General features: G+C 70.4%; 21 protein-coding genes. 7 read left to right on the top strand and 14 right to left on the bottom strand.

Annotated elements, in window-relative coordinates; genetic code table 11:
- Window position 1: 1 nt before the first annotated feature.
- From J0695_RS09200 to J0695_RS09180, 5 genes are all read right to left on the bottom strand, one after another.
- Complete coding sequence (locus tag J0695_RS09200; RefSeq protein WP_206961388.1) at window positions 2-937, bottom strand: anti-sigma factor RsbA family regulatory protein; 936 nt, start codon at window positions 935-937, stop codon at window positions 2-4.
- Window positions 934-1296 carry an STAS domain-containing protein gene (locus tag J0695_RS09195; RefSeq protein WP_307798514.1) on the bottom strand — a complete coding sequence of 121 codons (363 nt, stop codon included), beginning with the start codon at window positions 1294-1296 and terminating at the stop codon, window positions 934-936. The genes J0695_RS09200 and J0695_RS09195 overlap by 4 nt, the downstream gene beginning before the upstream one ends.
- A 64-nt stretch (window positions 1297-1360) precedes the next feature.
- Window positions 1361-1747 (bottom strand): STAS domain-containing protein, encoded by a 387-nt coding sequence (locus tag J0695_RS09190; RefSeq protein ID WP_206961386.1) that lies wholly within the window; start codon window positions 1745-1747, stop codon window positions 1361-1363.
- Window positions 1744-3021: a SpoIIE family protein phosphatase gene (locus tag J0695_RS09185; RefSeq protein WP_206961418.1), complete on the bottom strand. Its 1278-nt coding sequence runs from the start codon at window positions 3019-3021 to the stop codon at window positions 1744-1746. The genes J0695_RS09190 and J0695_RS09185 overlap by 4 nt, the downstream gene beginning before the upstream one ends.
- A gap of 139 nt (window positions 3022-3160) precedes the next feature.
- On the bottom strand, window positions 3161-4345 hold the full coding sequence (locus tag J0695_RS09180) for a cysteine desulfurase family protein (RefSeq protein ID WP_206961385.1): 1185 nt from the start codon (window positions 4343-4345) through the stop codon (window positions 3161-3163).
- Between the two features lie 454 nt (window positions 4346-4799).
- Between J0695_RS09180 and J0695_RS09175 the strand changes: the two genes are divergently transcribed.
- Window positions 4800-5825 (top strand): C40 family peptidase, encoded by a 1026-nt coding sequence (locus J0695_RS09175; protein ID WP_206961384.1) that lies wholly within the window; start codon window positions 4800-4802, stop codon window positions 5823-5825.
- A 155-nt stretch (window positions 5826-5980) separates the two neighbouring features.
- On the opposite strand, the gene J0695_RS09170 is transcribed toward J0695_RS09175, so the two are convergent.
- Both J0695_RS09170 and J0695_RS09165 read right to left on the bottom strand, forming a co-directional pair.
- Window positions 5981-6217 carry a hypothetical protein gene (locus tag J0695_RS09170; RefSeq protein WP_242552410.1) on the bottom strand — a complete coding sequence of 79 codons (237 nt, stop codon included), beginning with the start codon at window positions 6215-6217 and terminating at the stop codon, window positions 5981-5983.
- Window positions 6218-6588: 371 nt separating this feature from the next.
- The gene (locus J0695_RS09165) at window positions 6589-6948 is read right to left on the bottom strand and encodes a VOC family protein (RefSeq protein ID WP_206961383.1); all 360 of its coding nucleotides are present in this window, start codon (window positions 6946-6948) and stop codon (window positions 6589-6591) included.
- 128 nt (window positions 6949-7076) lie between these two features.
- Here J0695_RS09165 and J0695_RS09160 point away from each other — a divergent pair, with 128 nt between their 5' ends.
- Window positions 7077-7472, top strand: coding sequence for an Imm7 family immunity protein (locus J0695_RS09160; protein ID WP_206961382.1), 396 nt, complete (start codon window positions 7077-7079; stop codon window positions 7470-7472).
- 330 nt (window positions 7473-7802) lie between these two features.
- On the opposite strand, the gene J0695_RS09155 is transcribed toward J0695_RS09160, so the two are convergent.
- Complete coding sequence (locus J0695_RS09155) at window positions 7803-8768, bottom strand: pirin family protein (protein WP_206961381.1); 966 nt, start codon at window positions 8766-8768, stop codon at window positions 7803-7805.
- Between the two features lie 154 nt (window positions 8769-8922).
- On the opposite strand from J0695_RS09155, the gene J0695_RS09150 reads away from it, so the two are divergent.
- Window positions 8923-9261 carry a tetratricopeptide repeat protein gene (locus J0695_RS09150; RefSeq protein ID WP_206961417.1) on the top strand — a complete coding sequence of 113 codons (339 nt, stop codon included), beginning with the start codon at window positions 8923-8925 and terminating at the stop codon, window positions 9259-9261.
- A gap of 76 nt (window positions 9262-9337) precedes the next feature.
- Here J0695_RS09150 and J0695_RS45370 read toward each other — a convergent pair whose 3' ends face one another.
- Both J0695_RS45370 and J0695_RS09140 read right to left on the bottom strand, forming a co-directional pair.
- The gene (locus J0695_RS45370) at window positions 9338-11692 is read right to left on the bottom strand and encodes a lysylphosphatidylglycerol synthase transmembrane domain-containing protein (RefSeq protein WP_206961380.1); all 2355 of its coding nucleotides are present in this window, start codon (window positions 11690-11692) and stop codon (window positions 9338-9340) included.
- A 132-nt stretch (window positions 11693-11824) separates the two neighbouring features.
- A complete protein-coding gene (locus J0695_RS09140) occupies window positions 11825-13249 on the bottom strand; it encodes a dihydrolipoyl dehydrogenase family protein (protein WP_206961379.1) in 1425 nt (474 codons plus the stop codon).
- 208 nt (window positions 13250-13457) lie between these two features.
- Between J0695_RS09140 and trxA the strand changes: the two genes are divergently transcribed.
- The gene (trxA, locus tag J0695_RS09135) at window positions 13458-13832 is read left to right on the top strand and encodes a thioredoxin (RefSeq protein ID WP_206961378.1); all 375 of its coding nucleotides are present in this window, start codon (window positions 13458-13460) and stop codon (window positions 13830-13832) included.
- Between the two features lie 21 nt (window positions 13833-13853).
- Here the strand turns inward: trxA and J0695_RS09130 are convergent, their stop codons facing one another.
- Both J0695_RS09130 and J0695_RS09125 read right to left on the bottom strand, forming a co-directional pair.
- Complete coding sequence (locus tag J0695_RS09130) at window positions 13854-15029, bottom strand: 4-hydroxybenzoate 3-monooxygenase (protein ID WP_206961377.1); 1176 nt, start codon at window positions 15027-15029, stop codon at window positions 13854-13856.
- Window positions 15030-15045: 16 nt separating this feature from the next.
- Window positions 15046-16230 (bottom strand): thiolase family protein, encoded by a 1185-nt coding sequence (locus J0695_RS09125; RefSeq protein ID WP_206961376.1) that lies wholly within the window; start codon window positions 16228-16230, stop codon window positions 15046-15048.
- Between the two features lie 52 nt (window positions 16231-16282).
- On the opposite strand from J0695_RS09125, the gene J0695_RS09120 reads away from it, so the two are divergent.
- Window positions 16283-17788, top strand: coding sequence for an IclR family transcriptional regulator domain-containing protein (locus tag J0695_RS09120; RefSeq protein WP_206961375.1), 1506 nt, complete (start codon window positions 16283-16285; stop codon window positions 17786-17788).
- Here the strand turns inward: J0695_RS09120 and J0695_RS09115 are convergent.
- The gene (locus J0695_RS09115; RefSeq protein ID WP_206961374.1) at window positions 17785-18837 is read right to left on the bottom strand and encodes a LacI family DNA-binding transcriptional regulator; all 1053 of its coding nucleotides are present in this window, start codon (window positions 18835-18837) and stop codon (window positions 17785-17787) included. The two genes, J0695_RS09120 and J0695_RS09115, sit on opposite strands and share 4 nt — an antisense overlap.
- Window positions 18838-18885: 48 nt before the next feature.
- Between J0695_RS09115 and J0695_RS09110 the strand changes: the two genes are divergently transcribed.
- Window positions 18886-19104, top strand: a complete 219-nt coding sequence (locus J0695_RS09110) for an NfeD C-terminal domain-containing protein (RefSeq protein WP_206961373.1) — start codon at window positions 18886-18888, stop codon at window positions 19102-19104.
- A 123-nt stretch (window positions 19105-19227) separates the two neighbouring features.
- A complete protein-coding gene (locus J0695_RS09105) occupies window positions 19228-20718 on the top strand; it encodes a flotillin family protein (RefSeq protein WP_206961372.1) in 1491 nt (496 codons plus the stop codon).
- 58 nt (window positions 20719-20776) lie between these two features.
- On the opposite strand, the gene J0695_RS09100 is transcribed toward J0695_RS09105, so the two are convergent.
- Window positions 20777-21460 (bottom strand): glycosyl hydrolase family 18 protein (locus J0695_RS09100; protein ID WP_206961371.1); only part of this gene is annotated, 684 nt, incomplete at its 5' end.

Here is a 21460-nt window from a genome sequence, read left to right as displayed (position 1 = left end):
CTCAGTTGTGCAGGTAGCACCGGATGGTGGTGCCGGTCTTGCTCGTATGCACCCGTACGAGATCACCGAGATGATGGACCATCAGCAGTCCGCGTCCACCGCGCTGGCCACGTGCCGGGGGCCGTCGTCCGGCGAGGGGATCCTCCATGGTCCCGCTGTCGCGGACCTGGCACACCAGCTGCCGCCCCTCGCCCCACACCCACAGGGTTCCCGAACCGCCGCCGTGCACCACGCTGTTGGTGGTCAGCTCGGCCACGACCAGGGCCAGATCCCCCAGCTGGGTGCCGCCGTCCAGGCCCAGCTCCTGCGCGTGGCGTACGGCGAAGTGGCGGGCGGCGACCAGCTCTTCGAGCGTGAAGGCCATCTCGGCAGCGCCGGCGGACGGAGCGGCCAGGGGCTCGTTGTAGCGGGCCACGATGTGGTCCGGGTCGTAGGTGGAGCTGGTCAGCTCGCGGCCGTTCTCGATGACGACCGGATGGGTCGCGTACGCGTCGGTGAGCACCGTCGCGTCCAGCCGGTCCACGTCGTAGGGGCAGAGGATGGTCACGTCACGGCCCCGGAACGCGGTGTTGATCAACGCTTCGTGCTGGACGCACGCCGGGTACTCCAGGGAGGTTCGGCCGGCCCAGATCGGCTCGCCGATGATCCGTACCCGCTTGTCGCGGTGGCCGTCGGCGAAGGCGCGCAGCACGCCGGGGATGATCCTGCCCGGGTTGCGTCCGGCCCGGGGCATGTCGACGAAGTGGACCGCGTCGGCCCGGGCGCCCAGCTCCGCCCTGATCAGTTCGAGCTGGGGGCCGGGAACGGCCACGGCCACGGGCTCGCCGGCGGCCAGACCGTCCAGGACGAACGGCACTGTCCCGGCCACGTACTGCTCATGGCCCCGGTAGAAGAGCGCGGGGTGCACAAACGATTCCGTTGGGGCGACCGTGCTCATTGCGCCACCATCTCAATCGTCGGCAGGTCCGGCCAGAACAGACCCATCAGGCGTTCCAGTTCGAAGGGCGGCCGTCCTACGACGATGCGCCGGCCGGCGCCCAGGTTCTGTGCGGTGACCGCCAGCGCGGACGCACCGGCCACATCGATGAAGGAGACAGCTGCCAGGTCGAGGAAGAACGCGTGCGAGGGTTCGCTCGCGATCTTCTCCAGCAGCTGCTCCCAGGCGATCAGCGTGGTCAGGCTGATCTCCCCCACTGCCCGCACTCCCGGCCGGTCCTGCAGGGCATGGACCGCCAGGAGAGCCGTGGTGCGCTTCGGCTCGCCGGGCGAGTGGTCCGCACCGTGTGGGACACCCACGAAATACCCCCAACTCCGGATGCCATGCATTGTACGACGGTGCGACGCACCCGCCCCTGTGATGTCAGCGGCCGGGAGGCAGCAGTGGGGCGCTGTCGGAGGGCGGTGTCCAGGCCGCCTCTGCGGCCTGCGCGGTGGGGTGGGTGTGGAAGACCTGCTCCAGGCCGACGGTGCGGATGATGCGGCTGACGCGGTCGGGTACCGCGGTCAGCACGACCGTCGCGTCGGCTGCCAGCGCGAGGTTGCGGGCGGCGATCAGGACGGTGATGCCGCTGGAGTCGCAGAGAGTGAGGCGGGCCAGGTCGACGACGAGCTGCTGTCCCGGACGGAGTGCGAGACCGGGCAGCAGCGCGCGTACCTGCGGCGCGGTGTGATGGTCCAGTTCTCCCGCGAGTGCGATGACAGGACCGGCGGGACCGGTACGGCTGCGGACGGTCAGTTCGTGGGTCACTTCTGCTCTTCACGGGTGGATCTGGGCACATTGAGGGCAAGGACGGCGGTGTCGTCGTCCACACCTGCGCCGAAGGTGTCGAGCAGGTCCCGGATCGCGGCCACGGCATCGCGGGCGGTGGTGGGGGCGAGATCCCCCGCGAACTCCAGGAGGGCTTCGTCCCCGTAGCGGCTGCCGGCCTGGGCGGAGTGGGCTTCGGTGAGCCCGTCGGTGTGCAGGAGCAGGGTGTCGCCGGGGCCGAGACGGATCGTGGTGGTGGTGATGTGGGCGTCGGGAAGGATGCCGATGAGCTGGCCGCCCGGGGTGGGCAGGTAGTCGGCCCGCCCGTCGGCGCGCATGAACAGGGCCGGAGGGTGGCCGCCGCTGGCCAGCGTGACCCGGAATCCGGCCTCGTCGGCCTCGTCCGCCTCGGGGGCGAGCAGACCGAAGATGACGGTGCAGAACCGTGGATCGTGACCGTTGTACTCGTGGTTAAGCACCGTGTTGAGATTGGTGAGTACGGCTGCCGGGTCCGGGTCGTAGACCGCGGCGGCGCGCAGCGTGTAGCGGGCCAGTGAGGTGAGGGCCGCGGCGCCTGCGCCCTTGCCGCACACATCGCCCAGGAAGAAGCCCCAGGTGCCGGCGGCGAGGGGGAAGAGGTCGTAGAAGTCGCCGCCGACCTCGTCGCTGGAGGCGATGTGGTAGTACGCGGCGACGTCCAGGCCGGGCACGTTCGCCAGAGCGGGTGGCAGCAGTGTCTTCTGCAGCGTCTCGTTCAGGCGTTTGAGGCGCTCGCGCTCTCGGTCCGATTCCTCGCGGGCGCGCAGCAGTTCGGTTTCGTAGGCGCGGCGGTCTCGGGCATCGAGGACAGTGCTGCGGATGAGCAGCGGTTGCCCGTCGCTGCCCGTACGGACGGTGGAGGTGACCAGGACCGGCAGACGGCTGCCGTCGGCGGCCTTGAGTTCCAGGGCGATTCCGTTGATCCCGCCCTGCATGCGCAGCAGCGGCGCGACGTGGTTCTCGTGGTCGAGGCGTCCACCGACGGTGAGCAGTTCGGAGAACGTCCTGCGACCTACCAATTCGTCCCGGCCATAGCCGAGCCAGTCCAGCAGGGTCGTGTTGATCTTCGCGATCCGGCCGTCGACGAGGGTGGAGAGGTAGCCGCACGGCGCGTGCTCGTACAGGTCCTCCGCGCTGTCCTCCAGCAGCGCCGAGAACACCGCCTGCTGACCATCGAGGTGATCCTCGGAAGCCGGACCACCCTCGTTGTTCTCGCCGCCGTCGGTCTTGCCCATCATCTGCGCGCTCCGGCGAAGACGGCGATCAGCGCACGGGCGCCGGGCCTGCCGGTCGCCGTCACGTGATTCCTGCTCCGCACATCCATACGACACATGTTGGCAGGCGGTTCTTCCCCTCGGGCCCACTGCCGCGCCGTCAGGACGGATCGCCCACTGCATTCGGCCACCCTGCGTGCGCGAGCGTCGCGCCGGCGGCGCGGAGGATCGCCTGCGCGGCCGTGCGGATGTCGGTCTCGGAGGTGAATCGGCCGATACCGAGCCGGATCGTGCGTTCCGCCTGCTCGGCGGTGAGCCCTATCGCGGTCAGTACCGGAGAGGGGGCGCTGCTCGTGGTGTGGCAGGCCGCCCCCGCGGAGAAGGCCACCTCGGGCACGGCCTCGGCCAGTTCCTGGGCCGTGATGGCGGGCAGCGTCAGGCTCAGGTTGCCCGGCAGCCCGTACGTCGTCGAACCGTTCACCCGGAGCCCCGGAAGCCCGGCGGTCAGCGTCCGCAGGAGACTGTCACGGAGGGTACGGATGCGGGCGGCATCGGCGTCCCGCTCGGCCAGGGCCAGCGAGGCGGCCGCCCCCAGGGCCACGATGCCGGGCACGTTCTCGGTGGCGGCCCGCCGACCGTGCTCCTGGCCGCCGCCGACGAGTTGGGGGACGAGACTCGGGGTGCCTCTGCGGATGTACAGCGCGCCGACACCCTTGGGGGCGTACATCTTGTGCCCCACCACAGTCAGCAGGTCAACTCCCAGAGTGCCGACGTCTGTTGGCACCGAGGCCAGGCTCTGGGCGGCATCGGTGTGCAGGAGAATTCCCCGTCCGCGCGTCAGGGCGGCCAGTTCGGACAACGGCTGCAGCGTGCCGATCTCATTGTTGGCATGCATGACCGACACCAGACAGGTGTCCGGTTCGAGTGCGCGGGCACAGTCCGGGAGACCCAGCCTCCCGTCGCTGCCGACGCCGACCCGGGTGATGCGGAAACCGTCGGCCGCGAGCCGGTCGCAGGTGGCCTGCGTGGCCGGGTGATCGATCGTCGTGGTGACGATACGACGGCCCCCGCCGCGGGCGCGCACGGACTGCGCGACACCCGTGAGGGCAAGGTGATTGCTCTCCGTGCCCGACGAGGTGAAGACGATCTCGTCGGGCTCCGCGCCGATGAGCGAGGCCACTTGTGCACGGGCCGCCTCGACAGCGGCCGCAGCGGCACGGCCGTAGCCGTGCGAACTGGAGGGGTTCCCGAACTCGGTGGTCAGGTACGGCAGCATGGCCGCCACCACCCGCGGGTCGACAGGAGTGGTGGCCTGATGGTCGAGGTAGACAGGGCGCGCGTTCACGGAAGTCCCTTCTGCTGAGACCTGGGAGGGCAGGGTCGTGCAGAAGATCCCAACGCCCTGATCATATGAACAGCCGGTCCGATCCCAGGCCCGAACTCATCGGCCGGCTGCCGGAGAGCCGGGTTCAGTTCCCCGCGCCGAGACGGGACTCGGCCGCGCAGCGCCTCCGCGGGCAGCAACTCGTTGCGGCCAGGGTTCGCTGCTGCATCGCGTTCTCCTTCGTGGTGGCTCTGACATACGGCCGCCTGTCAGCGCAGCGTCAAATGGTCGCTACTGGGCGTGTGATGTGCGTAAAAAGTGTGAGCAATGTTCAAGAACTTTCCGATCACGCCACGAAATGGTCACTAGAGTTGAGCCTTGTACCTTTGCGCCGTTGATCACTCATCCCGAGTGGCGGCAAGGGTCCCGCCGAGTCAATGCTGTTCGGCGGCTGAGGAAGAAGGAGCTCGCCTTCGTGGCGTCCCACCGTCGACCCAAGCCTGCGAGCCGGATCCGCGTGACCGTGCTCACCGCCACTGCCACCGCTGCCGTGGCCCTGAGTTCGCAGGCCGCGCACGCCGATCCGAAGCCGACCAAGAGCGAGGTCAAGGCGAAGGTCGACAAGCTCTACGAAGAGGCGGAGCAGGCCACCGAGAAGTACGACGGGGCCAAGGAGCAGCAGGACAAGCTGAAGAAGCAGGTCGACGACCTCCAGGACAACGTCGCCCGGGGCCAGGCGGACCTCAACAAGCAGCGCGACCAGCTCGGCGCGCTCGCCAGCGCCCAGTACCGCTCGGGCGGCATCGACGAGTCCGTACAGCTCTTCCTCTCCTCGGACCCGAGCAACTTCCTTGACAAGGCTGCCTCGATGGACCAGCTGACCACTCAGCAGGCCGAGGCGCTCAAGACGTTCCAGGCCAAGGAGCGCTCACTGGCGCAGCAGCGCCACGAAGCGCAGGGCAAGCTCGCGGACCTCGCCGAGACGCGCAAGCAGCTCGGTGAGAAGAAGAAGGAAGTCCAGGGCAAGCTCGCCGGCGCGCGGAAGCTCCTCAACACGCTGACCGTTGCCGAGCGCTCCTCGCTCGCCGCCGCGGACGCCCGCTCCAGCCGCGCCAGCTCCCGCGTCGACCTCGGCAACGAGGTCCCGGCCTCGAAGCTCGGCGCTGCCGCTCTCGCCGCGGCCAAGACGCGGGAAGGCATGCCCTACGCCTGGACTGCGACCGGCCCCAGCTCTTTCGACTGCTCCGGGCTCATGATGTGGTCGTACGCACAGGCCGGCCAGCACATCCCGCGCACCTCGCAGGCACAGGCCAACGCCGGCACGCGCATCTACTCGCAGAGCGCACTGAAGCCGGGCGACCTGGTCCTCTTCTTCGGCGATCTCCACCACGTGGGCATCTACGCGGGCGGAGGCATGGTCCTGCACTCCCCCAAGCCCGGTGCGTTCGTCCGCTACGAGTCGATCGGCAACATGCCCTTCCAGTTCGGCGTGCGCATCTGACCACGCGGCGTCGGCGCTGACCTGCGCTCAGGCATCGCGGAAGACCAAGTCGCGGGCGGCGGGCGGGACTCCCGCCGCCCGCGTCGGGCACGGGACTCGCCGCTGCCGTCCCGGCACAGGCTTCGGCGGTGACCCCGGCCGTCAACTCCCCCTGTTCACACCCGCTGCACAAATGCGGCCCGCCACTCCGGCGACGGGTCCGAGCCCAGCTCTGTCCAGTACTCCCGGCCGACGACGATCTTTCCGTCCCGGACCGTCCAGAGCAGCACGACACGGTGGACCCCCCACGTGTCGTGAGGAACTTCCACCTCGGAGACCACGACCTCGCCGTCCGCGACTGTCCGCAGCACGTTGATCGACCACCCCTGCGGATACTCCGCGTTGACACTCACGAAGTTTCCGCGGCCCACGATCCGCTCGCCGGCCACTCCACCACCAGGTCATCGGCAAGCAACCCACCGAGCCCCTCCCAGTCCCGGGCCTGCATGCGATCCCAAAATTCCCGAACGATCTCCGAAGGCTCCCTGCCCGCATCCTGGCAGGCCCCACTGACAAGCCCCGCGCTGACCCACGCCCTGGAGGGCCGTCCGGGTCACCGAGATCCCGGTGGCCGGACTGTCCCTGCCCTATTCCGTCGCCCGGCCACCTGCCGTCCGCGGCAGCCACGGAGTCGGGCCACGACTTCGACCGACGCATCCTGGAACACCCCGACTTCGAGGTCACGGGCACTCTCTGCCATCACCATGATCCGCCGGACGGGAACCTAGCCTCCAGACCGCTCCCCCAGCACGCAGAACTCATTCCCCTCAGGGTCGGCAAGCACCACCCACGGCTCGTCCCCCCGCTGTCCGACGTCCGCATGGCGGGCTCCGAGGGCCAGGAGCCGCTCGACCTCCGTGTCCCGGTCGTCGGGACGGAAGTCCAGGTGGAGGCGGTTCTTGACGGTCTTCCCCTCCGGCGCGGTCCCGAAGAGCAGGCCGGGCAGCCGGTCGGGCTCCGGCCTGATCTCGTACTCCTCGGGCGAGTCGTTCACCACGGTCCAACCGAGCGCCTCGCGCCACCAGCGGCCCAGGGCGACCGGGTCGGTCGAGTCGATGACGAGCTGTTCCCATTCAAGTCCCATGGACCCGACGCTAGCGTCGCATCCACATCCGGGTAGCCAGATGATCCAAAAGAAACACGCTAGGGCGTGTCCGGCGGATCATGCTGTGGCCGGAACGGTGAGGCGGGTCATCTCACTACGATCGTGGGATGTTTGAGTACCACGGGTGGATCACGGTCAGGGAGACCGCAGCCGATGACGACGATGAGTTCCGGTTACGGCAGATCGTCGATGAGCTCGGCCGTCACATCGCCCGGATGGACAGCCCGTACTTGCTTGACCTCAGGTGGATGAACGGCGAGCCGTTCATCCACCTCGGCGGCTCTTCCAACCACCGCTCATCGGCTGACATTGCCGAACTGTTCGAGCATGTCGCCGTGGTAGCCCCTGGTTCCTACGGGCTCCTCCACGTTCTCGATGACGAGGATCCGGATCGCGGGAACGAGGTACGCGTGCTGAGGCTCGTTCGAGGCAGAGTCACGCAGCACACGGAGGCATTGCTGTCGCCGTACATTCCGACGGTGGAAGATCCCTTCACGGGTTGAAGCGTCGTCGCCGGATCATGCTCGGAGCCAGAGCTGGATCGCGGCCACCGTGATGGTCCGGTGGAAGATGTAGGACCTTTTACACCGAGATGGCCAGCCGCTTCACCGAGCCTGCACTACTCGCCCTAGCAGTACTCGCGATCCGAGGCCGTATCAAACGCTGAGACCCCTCAATGTCGCGAGGACACTGTCCGCAGTCGTCAATGCGGTCATGCGAAGAGGACCGCTTGGCCCCCTTTCCAGCCGTCGCTCTCCGGTGCCAAGTCCGCCCGGACACGGGCTTGTACACCGTTGTGGCCAGGAATTCGCCGCAGGCGGCCGACCCCGAGGTCAGCGCACCCGTCCCCGCGGTTTCAGGGGGCCCGGGGGCAGTTGCGGGGCCGGCAGCGCGGCTCCGTCGTGGCCGTGGACCGTTCCGAAACGGGTGCCCTTCATCCACTCCTCGCGTGCCTGCACGATTTCCTCGTTGCTGCGGGCCACGAAGTTCCACCACATCACCAGCTCCTCCTCGAACGGCTCGCCGCCGAGCAGCATCAGGCCTGCGTCGGAGGTTGCGCGGAGCGGGAGTTCGCTGCGGCCACAACCCAGGTAGAGCATGGAGCCGGGGAGTACCGGGACGCCGTCGACGTGGGCCTCGCCGGACATCGCGAGGACCGCGTACTCGAAGTCCGGGTCCAGCGGGAGGCGGGCTTCCGCGCCGGCCGAGAGCGACAGGTCGGCGCCCACCAGCGGGGTGTAGGTCGTTCCGGGCGAGACCGTGCCGTCGAGTGCGCCGAGGATGACCGTCGCGGTCAGGCCGGGGGCGGTGACGGTCGGCAGGTCGGCGTGGTGCTGGAAGTGCGGTTCGGTGTTGCGGTGGGCGTCGGGCAGGGCGACCCAGAGCTGGGCGCCGTGCAGGAACTTGGCGTGGGACTTGGGACTCTCCTCGGCATGGCTGATGGCCCGGCCCGAGGTCATCAGTCCCAGTTCACGCGGCCGTACGGTCTGCAGGGAGCCGAGGCTGTCCCGGTGGAGCACCTCGCCGTCGTGCAGCCAACTCACGGTCTGCAGTCCCATGTGCGGGTGGGGCGGGACCTGCATGCCCGGCTCGTCGGCGATGTCGTCGGGGCCGTAGTGGTCGACGAAGCACCAGGCGCCGACCATACGGCGGCCGAGGTTGGGCAGCAGTCTGCGTACCTCGGTGGACCCACCGAGCTTGACGGTGCGGGGGCTCAGCAGCTCCCGTACCGGCTCCGCGGCAACGAATCCGCGGCCGCCGCAGACGGAGAGTGCTGCCTGGCTATCGAGATTGCTCATAGCGCTCAACCTAGCGCCGTACGCACCGGGAAGAGCAGCACGGGGACTGTCGTCGCCTTAGTGGAATGTTCAAGCATGTGCGCGCGTTATGCCCCCGTCCGAACGGAACGAAGGAAACGAAGTAGCCGAAGGAGAAGGAGGGCGAGTGAACATCATGGAGGCGTATCTCACGGAGGGCACGGCGGCGGAGCGCTGGGAGCGCGCGCACCTCTTCTTCGACGCCAAGGAGTACGACAAGGCCGCACTCATCCTGCGCGGGCTCGTCGACGAGGTCCCCGAGCAGGTCGCACCGCGGCTGCTGCTCGCCCGCTCCTACTACCACTCCGCCCGGCTCGGCCGCGCCGAGGCCGAACTGCGCGAGGTGCTGGTGCGTGACCCGGTGGAGGATTACGCGCTGCTGATGCTCGGCCGCACTCTGGAGCGCCAGGGGCGGCCCAGCGAGGCGGCACCCCATCTGAGGATGGCGGCCGCACTCACCGGCGACTTCGCCTGAGCAGTCCCGTGCACGCCCGCACCGCGGGCGTGCACGGGACACCGGACGGGCTGCGTGGGCCGCGGGCGCGCAGCCGCTACAGCGCGCCGCGTTTCTGCAGCCATGTGGTGGCCAGCCAGCCCGGGATGATCGGCAGCCAGAACGTGAAGAGCCGGAAGAGGATCACCGCGGAGAACGCCGTGGAGGCCCCGATGCCGGTCGCGGTCGACAGTCCGCCGGACAGCAGCGCTTCAACCGCCCCGAGACCGCCCGGTGTCGGGACCACGGAGCCCGCCGTCTTGCCGATCAGGAAGACGACGGCGACGGTGGCGAAGGAGATCGGACGGTCGGGTACGAAGGCGCGGACGCACGCCCAGAGCGCCAGGCTCCCGGCGAGCGGCAGCAGGAACGCGCCGCCGAGGCCGACGAGGAGCTTGCGCGGGTCGCTCAGCAGCTCCAGCATCCGCGGGCCGACGCCGGCGAAGAACGGCATCACCCGGGTGGCCACGAATTTCCGTACCGGCGGCACCGTGGCCGCCGCCAGACCGAGCACCCCCACGGCGAGCAGTACGGTCACGATCACCGACGACGGGGGCAGGTACGACCCCTGCGACGAGCCCGAGATCGAGCCCAGCAGCATCACGAGGAGCAGAAACGCCCCGAAGCCGGCGACCTGCGAGGCCGCCATGCTGGTCACCGCGAGGCCCGAGGCGACTCCTGCCTTCTGCAGGAAACGGGTGTTCAGCGCGACACCCCCCACGGCGGCGGGCGTCACCAGCGTGACGAACGACGCCGCGAACTGGGCCAGCAGCAGGTGCAGCTTGTTGAGGCGGTGGGGGACGAACCCGCCGAGGCCCATCGCGGCCGCGATATAGGTGAGCGCGGAGGCGCCCAGCGCCGCCACGGCCCAGGGCCAGGACATGCCCTTGAACAGGCTGCCGATCGGCTGTCCGGAGAACTGGCTGATCAGGAAGTACGCGGCGATCACTCCGCCGAGCCCCGACAGGATCGTGCGCGGCCGCAGCCGTTCAAGCACCACGGCAGGGGACTGCGGCGCCTCGGGCTGGAACGCCAGGATCTCCTCGGTGATCCCGGCGACCACGCCCTTGTGCCGGCGCAGCTGGCCGCGGGTCTCGGCGCTGACCACGGCGGGCCGCAGCAGCGGCAGGATCGCGCCCATCGCCGGGTCACCGAGCACCTCCCGGGCCACGCGCACCGCACGCTCGGAACCGGCCAGGACGCCCAGGGTGGTGAGGAGTTCCACGTCGTCGAGCCGCTGCTGAAGCTCGGACGCCGCGACCTCGCCGGCCTCAAGACGCATCAGCCAGACCGCGCCCGCCTCGTCGACGAGGAAGGCCCCGGTGGACAGTCGGCGATGGCTGATCTGGTGCCGGTGCAGTTCGGCGGTGACCCGCCAGATCCGTTCGAGCAGCGCGTCGGTGATCTCCTCGGGCGGCAGCTCGTCGAGGGTGCGGCCCTTGATCTCTTCGTACGCGAGCATCACGGCGTCGGTGCCCAGCTTGCGGACCGCCGCGAGCTTGGGCGTACGGATGCCGCTGTCGCGGACGGCGAGGGCGAGGAGGGTGCGCTGCTCCACGATGTGCTGCAGCGAGACCAGGCCCTGGCTCTGGGCCGGGCGGCGCAGGCGCAGCCGCTGGTAGAGACGGTAGGCGAGGCCCACCGCGAGCCGGTCGCGGTCCAGGAGGGTGACGGTGAGGCGGGTGCCTGCCTCGGTGGTCACTCCGTAGCGGCGCGCTCCGTCGACGCCGTCGGGCGCACGTTTCCAGTCGGCCGGTGCCAGGTCCGCCCCGGCGAGCGCGGCCATGACGCTCTCGCCGGTCGGCCTGGTGTCGGCCGCGCCGCGCACCCAGCGGACGCCGTACGCCACGGTGCGCCCGAGCGCGAAGCTGACCAGCACGCCCACGAGCGTGGCGCGGTGCTCCACGAGGGCGGCGGCCGCCGTGATGGCGAGACTGAACCAGGTGGCGTTGCGGACGATCAGCCGGTCGCCGAATCCGACGAGCGAGACGAACGCGACGACGGTGGCGATGTAGAGGTGGACCGGGGTACTGCTGCCGTCGGCGTGCGTCGTGGTGAGAGCGTCGCGCAGGGCCGCCGGCGCAGGACCGCGGACGTAGAGGTTGATCGCGAACGCGGTCAGATACGCGACGAGCGCGGCCAGCACCCCGTCGGCGACCAGCCGGCCGCCGTGCCTGACCAGGCGCTCCACGGCGGCGACGGCCGGGGCGACGGCCATCACCACGCCGGCGGCGAACACCACGGGGCCGATCAGGATGTCGGGCGCGGCCCGCTCCAGTACGGCCAGGGCCACGAGCAGCGTGATGACGACCGCCCCGGCGATCAGCCGGGCCCGGTCGGCCGACTGCCGTGTGAAGGCGTGCAGCTGCTGCTCGGGCCCGCCGTCGTCCGTCGGCCCACCGATGTCCGTCACCTGCGCCTGTCACCCGCCGTCACTCGTGCCCGCTCAATGATCACGTGATCGTCGCACGCGCGGGGCGTCGGCCGAAGGCAGCGCAGCGGTGCCGTCGGCAGGGATCCGCCGTCTTCAACCGCCGCAGCCGCTTCAGCCCCGGTACGTCTCCAGGAGGCGGAGCCAGACCTCGCTGATCGTCGGGAACGCGGGGACGGCGTGCCACAGGCGCTCGATGGGCACCTCGCCGGCGATCGCCACGGTCGCCGAGTGCAGCAGTTCGCCGACGCCGGGGCCGACGAACGTCGCACCGACGACGATCTCCCGGTCCAGGTCGACGATCATGCGGGCGTGGCCGCGGTAGCCGTCGGCGTACAGCCCTGCGCCGGAGACCGACGACAGGTCGTAGTCGACGGCCCGTACGCGCAGGCCCGCCGCCTCGGCCTCGGCGAGAGTACGGCCGGCCGAGGCCACCTCGGGGTCGGTGAAGACGACCTGCGGGACGGCGTCGTGGTCCGCGGTCGCGGCGTGTGCGCCCCAGCGGTCCGTCTCCAGGAGCGGCACCTGCTGCGCCCTGGCCGCGATGGCCGCGCCCGCGACGCGTGCCTGGTACTTGCCCTGGTGGGTGAGGAGCACCCGGTGGTTGACGTCGCCGACCGCGTACAGCCAGTTGCTGCCGTCGACCCGGCAGCTGTCGTCGACGGACAGCCAGGAACCGGGCTCCAGGCCCACGGTGTCCAGGCCGATGTCGTCGGTGCGCGGTGCGCGGCCGGTGGCGAAGAGGATCTCGTCGGCCGTGACGCTCCCGCCGTCTTCGAGGGTGACGGTGATCCCGTCCGCGCCGCGTTCCACCGAGGCGACCGATACGCCCGTACGGACGTCCGCGCCCGCCTCGGCGAGGGCCTCCGCGACCAGACTGCCGGCGAAGGGCTCCATCTTCGGGAGCAGGCCATCCCCCCGTACCAGCATCGTCACTTGTGAGCCGAGGGCCTGCCATACGGTGGCCATCTCCACGCCCACCACTCCCCCGCCGACGATCACCAGACGTCCTGGCGCCTGCTGCGCGCTGGTGGCCTCGCGGCTCGTCCAGGGCGTGATGGTGTCCAGCCCGGGCAGGGTGGGGAGGACGGCCCGGCTGCCGGTGGCGACGACCACGACATGGCGGGCGGTGAGGACGTGGTGCTCGCCGTCCGGGCTGGTGACGGCGACCATCTTGGTGCCGTAGAGACGGCCGTGCCCGCGGTAGAGGTCGACGCCGATGGAGTCGAGCCAGCCGACCTGGCCGTCGTCCTTCCAGTGCGAGGCGTAGTAGTCACGGTGGGCGAGGACGGCATGGGCGTCGAGCGGACCCTGCACCGACTGGCTCAGTCCGGGCACGCGGCGGGCGTCGGCGCGGGCGATCACCGGGCGGAGCAGGGCCTTGCTGGGGATGCAGGCCCAGTACGAGCACTCGCCGCCGACCAGCTCGCTCTCCACCACTGCCGTGCTCAGCCCTGCGGCCCTGGTCCTGTCCGCCACGTTCTCGCCCACCGGACCGGCCCCGAGGACCACCACGTCGTACTCCGTCGCATCAGTCATAGGCACAGTCTGGTCCCGGGTGTAATCCGTGGCCACAGGGGAAGGCGGAATACGGCCGCACACCACGCGGTTGACGGGGACAGTTTCACTGACATCAGGTTCGCGAAGGCGGCCCGGGGCACTGCGACGGCCTGCTCGTTCGGCCGGAGGTCCGGGGGTTGCCCCCCGGGAAGACACTGCACCGGGAAGCCAGGAAAGGTGGCACAGCATGAGCACGGTCGAGCTCACCAAGGAAAACTTCGACGACGTCGTGACCGACAACGACTTCGTCCTCATTGACTTCTGGGCTTCGTGGTGCGGGCCGTGCCGGCAGTTCGCCCCGGTCTACGAGGGCGCTTCCGAGCGTCACCCCGACCTCGTCTTCGCGAAGGTCGACACCGAAGCGCAGCAGGAGCTGGCTGCGGCCTTCGACATCCGCTCGATTCCGACGCTGATGATCGTCCGGGACAATGTCGCGGTCTTCGCCCAGCCCGGTGCGCTGCCCGAGGTCGCGCTGGAGGATGTCATCGGCCAGGCCAGGAATCTGGACATGGACGAGGTCCGCAAGTCGGTCTCCGAGCAGCAGGCGGCCCAGGAGGGCTGAGGCCGGACCGGCCGTTCCGCCTCAGCCGAGGGGAAGCCCCGTGTAGTTGGCGGCGAGCTCGGCTGCGGCGGCCCCGGAGGCCGCGATGCGGTGCAGACGTGCGAGCTGTACGCGGCCTTCGAAGGCCTGCGCCTCCGGGTCCGTGTGCAGCATCGTCGTCATCTCGTACGAGAAGCGTGTCGCCTGCCAGACCCGGCGCAGGCAGTCGTCCGAGTAGGCGTCGAGGAGTGCCGCCGATCCGGTGCGCCGCAGCTCCGCGAAGGCCCTGGCCATGATCCGGACGTCGGAGACGGCCAGGTTGAGCCCCTTGGCGCCGGTGGGCGGGACGATGTGCGCGGCGTCGCCGGCCAGCAGGATCCGCCCGTACCGCATCGGCTCGGTGACGTAACTCCGCATCGGGGTCACGGACTTGGCGGTGACGGGTCCGCGCTCCAGGCTCCAGTCGCCGTCGACGGCGAAGCGGGCGTCCAGTTCGTCCCATATCCGATCGTCCGGCCAGTCGGCGGGGTCGGTGCCGTTGGGGACCTGGAGGTAGAGGCGGGAGACGGTGGGGCTGCGCATCGAGTTCAGGGCGAAGCCGCGTTCACCCCGCGCGTAGATCAACTCCTCGCAGGAGGGCGGGACATCGGCGAGGATCCCGAGCCAGGAGTACGGGTACGCGCGTTCGTAGGTACGCCGTACGGCCGCCGGGACGGCCGCCCGGGCGATGCCGTGGAAACCGTCGCACCCGATGACGTACTCACACTCCAGCGTCTGCTCTCGGCCGCGGTGCGTGAAGCGGACGACGGGACGATCACTCTCCGGCTTCTCGACGGCGATGGCCTGCGCCTCGAACAACAGCGGTGGTCCGTCCGCCAGTTGGAGTGCGACGAGGTCCTTGACCACCTCGGTCTGCGCGTACACCATCACGCTCCGGCCACCGGTGAGCGAGGGGAAGTCGATGCGGTGGCGCTGCCGGTCGAAGCGCAGCTCGATGCCCTCGTGGACCAGCCCCTCGGCGTCCATACGGGTGCCCGCACCGCAGTCGCGCAGCGCGTCGACCGTGCCCTGTTCGAGGATTCCGGCGCGCTGCCGCTGCTCGACGTACTCCCTCGTCCGGCTCTCCAGGACGACGCAGTCGACTCCTTCGGCGTGCAGCAGCCGGGCGAGCAGCAGCCCCGCGGGGCCGCCTCCGATGATTCCTACGGTGGTGCGCACGGGCGGTGCTCCTCCTTCAGCGTTCGAGTACGAGGGCGAGACCCTGACCGACCCCGATGCACAGGGCCGCGAGTCCGGTGCCCGAGCCTGCGGCGGCGAGCTGGTGGGCGACCGAGCCGGCGAGGCGCGCGCCCGAGGCACCGAGCGGGTGCCCGATCGCGATGGCGCCCCCGCGCGGGTTGACGACGGACGGGTCGAGACCGGGCCACTCGGCGAGACAGCCGAGCGACTGGGCGGCGAAGGCCTCGTTGAGCTCGAAGGTGGTGAGGTCGGCGAAGGACTTGCCCGCCTTGGCGAGGGCCTTCTGGACGGCCTCGACCGGACCGAGACCGAAGAGCTGCGGCTCGATGCCGGTCACGGCGGAGGCGCGGATACGGGCGAGAGGTTCGCGCCCGGTGGCCCGCAGCCCTTCCTCGTCGACCAGGAGCAGGGCGGCCGCACCGTCGTTGAGCGGGGATGCGTTGCCGGCGGTGACCGAGCCGGCCTTGCGGAAGGCGGGCTTCAGCTTGGCCAGGGCCTCCATCGTCGAGCCGGGCCTGATGCACTCGTCGCGCAGGAGATCGACGCCGTCGTACGGCACGACCTCGCCGTCGTACAGACCCGCGTCCCAGGCCGCGGCCGCCTTGGTGTGGCTGGCGAGGGCGAACGCGTCCTGCTGCTCGCGGGTGATCCCGTGCTTGTCGGCGATGAGCTCGGCGCCCTCGCCGAGGGCCACCGTCCACTCCTCGGGCATCCGCGGGTTGGTCATCCGCCAGCCCAGCGTCGTCGAGTGCATCTGCTGGGGGCCTGCGGGGAAGGCCCTCTCGGGCTTCTGCACCACCCACGGGGCGCGGGACATGGACTCGACGCCGCCCGCGATCGCGACCGAGGCGTCCCCGACCGCGATGGCGCGGGCCGCCTGGATGACGGCTTCGAGTCCGGAGCCGCAGAGCCGGTTGACCGTGACGCCGGGGACGGAGACGGGGAGCCCGGCGAGGAGCACCGCCATACGGGCCACATCACGGTTGTCCTCGCCGGCACCGTTGGCGTCGCCGAAGTACACGTCGTCGATACGGGAGGGATCAAGGTCCGGGGCGCGGTCCACCAGGGCTCTGACCACATGGGCGGCGAGGTCGTCCGGGCGTACCGAGGAGAGGGCGCCCCCGAACTTCCCGATCGGGGTGCGGACCGCGTCGACGATGTAGACGTCCCGGATGCTCATCAATTCTCTCCCACGCCCGCCGCTTGTTCGCCTGGTGAACTATTGTTCAGTCATGATCTCGCCCGAGTCTCTGCCCGATACGACCGACTGTCAACGGGTCGGCCCGCTGGAGCGCGGGCTTTCCGTCCTGCGCGCGCTCTGTGCACCGGACGCGGACCGGATGCGGCACAGCGATCTCGTACGGGCCACGGGCCTGGCCCGCTCCACCGTCGACCGTGTCGTCTCCACGCTCGACCGGCTCGCCCTGGTGCGCAGCGACGGCCGCGAGGTGTGGCTCGCGCCCCGGCTGATGGAGGTGTCCGGCGCCTATTTGCGGGCCTGCGGGATTCCGGCGGCGCTCGGGCCCCTGACGGAGCGGCTTGCGGACGAGTTCGACGAGTCGGTGTCGGTCGCGGTGCCCGACGGGGACGGGGTGCGATTCGTCCTGCAGACCAGGAGGCGGCGGGCGATGGCGGTGTCCTTCCGTATCGGCGATCTGCTGCCGGCCGACCGGTGCGCCCCGGGCGCCCTGTTCGGAGCCGGGTGGAGCGAGGACCAGTGGGCGGGCGACGACCAGCACATCGAGCCGGGCCTGATCGCGGTGGCTGTCCCGGTGCGCGGCCGGCAGGGGCGGACCGTGTGCGCGGTGAGCGTGGTCAGCCACACCAGCAGGCACACCCTCGGGTCACTGAAGGATGCGGTGCTCCCCCGGTTGCGGGAGGTACGGACCGAACTGGAGGCCGCACTGGCCGCGCCCCGCCCCGAGGACGCGCCACGGGCGGCGCCTGACGCGTCCCGCGAGATCAAGCGGGAGCTCGGCCCGGATTTCCTGCAGTCGCTGGCGCGCGGGATCGCCGTACTGGTCGCGCTCGGCGGCGACCGGGGCGAGGGGATGACACTGAGCGCGGTCGCCGAGGCCACGGGGCTGGCCAGAGCGACCGCCCGGCGCTCCCTGCTCACCCTGGAGCAACTGGGTCAAGTGGCGTGCGAGGGAAGGCAGTTCAGGCTGCTGCCGCGCGTGCTTGAGCTGGGCTGCGCACGACTCTCCGAGCTGACGCTGCCCGAGATCGCCCAGCCGCATCTGACCGCGCTGGTGGAGCGGGTGCACGAGTCGGCCTCGCTGGTGGTGCTCGACGGAACCGACATCCGCTATGTGGCACGTGTCCCCACCGAACGGATCATGAGCGTCACCATCACCGTGGGGACGCGCCTCCCCGCGTACGCGACCTCGATGGGCCGGGTGCTGCTCGCGGGCCTCGCCCCCGGGGAGCGGCCCGCCCTGCCGGCCGAGCTTCCCGCGCTCACCCGCCACACGGTGACCTCGTCCCGTGAAATCGGCAGGATCGTCGACCGGGTGGCCGCCGAAGGCTTCGCGCTGGTGGACGAGGAACTGGAGGAGGGCCTGCGCTCGCTCGCCGTCCCGGTGCGCGACGCCCTTGGGCGGGTGGTCGCCGCGCTCAATGTCGCCCAGCACGCCGGGCGCGGGACGGCGGATGAGGCGCGCGGCGCCCTGCTGCCCGCACTGCGGGAGACGGCGGAGCTCATCGAGGCCGATCTGCGTGCGGTGCGGCCGTTCTAGGTGTGTGCCGGTGCACGGCGTCCCGGCTGGGTGGACTCCCGGGGGATGGCCCTGGCGGCCATCATGTCGTGGCGTTCGGGCTCGCCGCCCGGATCGCGCACCACGCGCTCGACGAGCTCGGCCAGCTGCTGCCCGGTGGCCATGTCCAATTGCACGGTGGAGAGCCGCGGGCGCAGCAGCCTGCCGAGCAACAGGTCGTCGGCGCCCATCACGGCGCACTCCCCGGGGATGTCGATGCCCCGGTCCTGGAGCGCCCGCATCAGGAGCATGGCGTATTCGTCGTTGTACGCGAAGACCGCGTCGAGACCGAGCGCGGGCCAGCGCTCGGCGAGGGCGGCGGCCGACTCCTCGTCGTAGGAGAGCGCCAGCGGTTCGACCGTGGCCCCACTGCCCTCGACTGCGGCCCGCACCCCGGCGAGCCGCGGCTGGGAGAACATCTCGAGTCCCGGTTCCCGCGGCACCACCACGCCGATCCTGCGACGGCCGCGCTCCAGCAGGTGCGCGCCCGCGCAGAGCCCGACCTGACGGTGGTCCATCGCCAGCGCGTGCGCCCCTGCGACGGGCTCGGGTCCGAGCGTGATGACCGCCTTGACGCCTGAGCGGCGCAGCAACTGGATGCCGGCGGCGGTGAGCTGGGGTCCGCCGAGGCCGACCACGGCGACGGGACGCAGCTCCGCCCAGGCACGAGCGGCCTCGTCGGGGCTCAGACCCAGGCTGCCGTACTGCACCACCGTGTAGTCGAACCGGCGCAGCGCCCACTGGAACTCGTTGAAGAAACGGCTGTAGAGCGGGCCGACCGGGACGGGCGACGCGGGCAGCAGCACCATCCGGCTGCTGCCCGAGCGCAGGCTGCGTGCGGCCGCGTGCGGGATGTAGCCGAGCTCGTCGGCGGCTTCGCGGACCCTGATACGGGTGGCCTCGCTGATGCGGACGGCGGAGGTGCCGTTCAGTACGTAGGAGACGGTGGCGCGCGAGACTCCGGCCAGGCGCGCGACATCGGCGCTGGTCGGGACGGGTCGCTCGGCAGAGGTGTGGGGTATCTGGCTCATCGCATTCCGCATCTTTCCAGACTCGGGGCCGCCCATTACGCTCCGCCCATGGACGATGCGTCGATGGTGGGGCTGACCGGGCGGGTGACGGGCACGATCGGACCCGGTCTGGTCGGCGAGGTGATCGTCCGGATCCGGGGCGGGGCCGAGCACTTTCTCGCGTACCCGGTGGATCCGGCCGAGCGGATCGAGTCCGGGACGGTCGTCACCGTCATCGAGTATCTGGCGCCACGCACGGTGTATGTCGCCTGTGCGTACGGAAGTTGAGCGTTTCGACCCCGTCGCGTATCAAGAACGCGACAAGGATCCGTCAGTGTCTTCTCGCTGGTCTTGCGCAGGCGCACACTCCTCTCCAGTCGGTGCCGTCAGGGCACCGTGTGAAGGGGGCGTATGCCGATGGTCATCGGCGTTGCGGCGGGTGTGGTGCTCGCTGCCATCATCGTTCTGATCTGTCTCTTCAAGCTCATGTGGCGGGTCGCCGAGCCCAATGAGGCACTCGTCATCTCGGGTTCCAAGCACAAGACCGAAGGCCTCGAGGAAGGCATGGGTTTCCGCATCGTCACCGGGCGCGGAACACTCGTGATGCCCGGCGTGCAGGCGGTCAGGAAGATGTCGCTCGATCTCAACGAGACCGAGCTCCTCGTGGACTGTGTGACGCACCAGGGCATTCCGCTGAAGGTGCGCGGCGTGGTCATCTTCAAGGTCGGCGACGACTTCGTGTCGATCGCCAACGCGGCACGGCGCTTCCTCGACCAGCAGAAACTGATGTCGGAGCGGGTCCACAACGTCTTCGCGGGGCATCTGCGTTCCATCGTGGGCGGGCTGACGGTCGAGGACATGATCCGCGACCGGGAAAAACTGACCGGCCAGACGCGTGCCGCCTGCGGCACGGAGATGGAGAAGCTGGGTCTGATCGTGGACTCGCTGCAGATCCATGAGATCGAGGACCCGACCGGGTACATGAAGAACCTGGCGATGCCGCATGCCGCCGCGGTCCAGCGGGACGCGCGCATCGCCCAGGCACAGGCCAATCTGCAGGCGACCGAGGCCGAACAGGCCGCCTTCGCCAGGATGTCGGAGGCGACCAGGGACAGCGAGATCCTGCAGGCCGGCTATCAGGCGGAGCGCGACAAGGCCGCCGCATCGTCGCGTCAGGCGGGTCCGCTCGCGGACGCGGCGGCGCGTCAGGAGGTCGTGGTCCAGGAGACCCGGGTCGCCGAGCTGGAGGCGCAGCGCAGGGAGCAGCAGCTCCAGGCGGATGTACGCAAACCCGCGGACGCGGCGGCGTACGAGAGGCGGACCAGCGCGGAGGCCGAGCGTGATGCCCGTATCTCGGCGGCCGAGGCCAAGGCGAAGGAGACGGAGCTCGCGGCGGCCGCCGAGGCGAGCAGGGTCAAGTCGGCTGCCGCCGCCGAGGCCGAGGCGACCAAGGCGCGCGGCGCGGCTTCGGCGTCCGCCACCCGGGCGACCGGTGAGGCGGAGGCCGCGGCGACGCAGGCGCGGGGTCTCGCGGAGGCCGAGTCGGCGAAGGCCAAGGGGCTCGCCGAGGCCGAGGCGATGAAGGCGAGGGCCGAGGCCCTGGCGCAGAACCAGGAGGCCGTGGTCGCCCAGCAGCTGGCCGAGAACTGGCCGGAGATCGTCAGGGCGGGCGCCGAGGCCTTCGGCAATGTGGAGCACATGGTCGTGCTCAACGGCGCCGACGGGATGGCGGACATGTTCGCCAAGGCGCTGACCATGGGGGGTACGGGCCTGGGCCTGGCCCGTCAGCTCCTGGCGTCGATGAATTCCGAGAATGCGGCGAATCCGGCGTCGGCCCAGCTGAACGGTGCCGTCACTCCTCCGCCGCGCAGCGAGAAGATCCCGGTCCGGGACGACAAGTAGTCACGGACACGGCACGCCGGTCCCGCCCCGCCAGGGCGGGACCGGCGTGTGTGCGGGGTCATTTCCCCGCGAGGACCTTCCACAGGCCCGGGTCCTCGAAATTCAGCGCCCACAGCCCGGTGTTGGTCACCTTGTACTTCCGCAGTGCGGGCAGCTGCGCCGCGACACCGTGGGCGTCCTGGTACCAGACCGTGCGCTTCACCTTGCCGTCCAGATAGGTGAAGTACGGGGTCCGGGACACCGGATCGAGCCGGTAGGGCGCGCCCTTCTTGCGGCGCAGCGCGTCGGCCTCCTTCCAGGTGACGTGCCTGGCCGAGCCCTTGCCGTCGCTGCGCCAGTCCCAGCCGTACGCCGGCAGCGCCATCTCGATCTTCGCGGGCGGGATCAGCGAGGTGGCGCGCCGCAGGATCTCCTCGTACCACTGGGTGCCCGCGAGGGGGCCCGCGGGCCCGCCTGCCCAGTGCAGGTTGTACGCCATGATCCGGACCCGGTCGGCGGCCCTGCCGATCGCCGGATAGTCCCAGATCCGGCCGGTGGCCGCGGTCTGCGGGGAGACGGTGATGACGCACTGCTTGTGCTGTGCGTGCAGGGCGCGGCAGAGGCCGCTCACGAAGGCCGCGTATCCGGCGCGGACGGTCCGGTACTTCGCGGTGGCGGTCGGGGCGATGGACTCGTAGTCGATGTCGATGCCGTCGTAGCCGCGGGTGCGTGCGAGTGCGGTCAGCGCGCGGATGTGGGCCGC

Origin of the sequence: Streptomyces beijiangensis, assembly GCF_017315755.1 — a bacterium.
Taxonomy (GTDB): Bacteria; Actinomycetota; Actinomycetes; order Streptomycetales; family Streptomycetaceae; genus Streptomyces; species Streptomyces beijiangensis.
Note: the sequence above shows the minus strand (reverse complement) of the source record. Positions and strands in the feature narration are given on the sequence as shown.

Coding starts and splice junctions, on each gene's coding strand:
- J0695_RS09200 (WP_206961388.1), bottom strand. CDS start 937: ATGAGCACGGTCGCCCCAACGGAATCGTTTGTGCACCCCGCGCTCTTC.
- J0695_RS09185 (WP_206961418.1), bottom strand. CDS start 3,021: ATGGGCAAGACCGACGGCGGCGAGAACAACGAGGGTGGTCCGGCTTCC.
- J0695_RS09165 (WP_206961383.1), bottom strand. CDS start 6,948: ATGGGACTTGAATGGGAACAGCTCGTCATCGACTCGACCGACCCGGTC.
- J0695_RS09160 (WP_206961382.1), top strand. CDS start 7,077: ATGTTTGAGTACCACGGGTGGATCACGGTCAGGGAGACCGCAGCCGAT.
- J0695_RS09155 (WP_206961381.1), bottom strand. CDS start 8,768: ATGAGCAATCTCGATAGCCAGGCAGCACTCTCCGTCTGCGGCGGCCGC.
- J0695_RS09150 (WP_206961417.1), top strand. CDS start 8,923: ATGGAGGCGTATCTCACGGAGGGCACGGCGGCGGAGCGCTGGGAGCGC.
- J0695_RS09140 (WP_206961379.1), bottom strand. CDS start 13,249: ATGACTGATGCGACGGAGTACGACGTGGTGGTCCTCGGGGCCGGTCCG.
- trxA (WP_206961378.1), top strand. CDS start 13,458: ATGAGCACGGTCGAGCTCACCAAGGAAAACTTCGACGACGTCGTGACC.
- J0695_RS09125 (WP_206961376.1), bottom strand. CDS start 16,230: ATGAGCATCCGGGACGTCTACATCGTCGACGCGGTCCGCACCCCGATC.
- J0695_RS09120 (WP_206961375.1), top strand. CDS start 16,283: ATGATCTCGCCCGAGTCTCTGCCCGATACGACCGACTGTCAACGGGTC.
- J0695_RS09115 (WP_206961374.1), bottom strand. CDS start 18,837: ATGAGCCAGATACCCCACACCTCTGCCGAGCGACCCGTCCCGACCAGC.
- J0695_RS09110 (WP_206961373.1), top strand. CDS start 18,886: ATGGACGATGCGTCGATGGTGGGGCTGACCGGGCGGGTGACGGGCACG.
- J0695_RS09105 (WP_206961372.1), top strand. CDS start 19,228: ATGCCGATGGTCATCGGCGTTGCGGCGGGTGTGGTGCTCGCTGCCATC.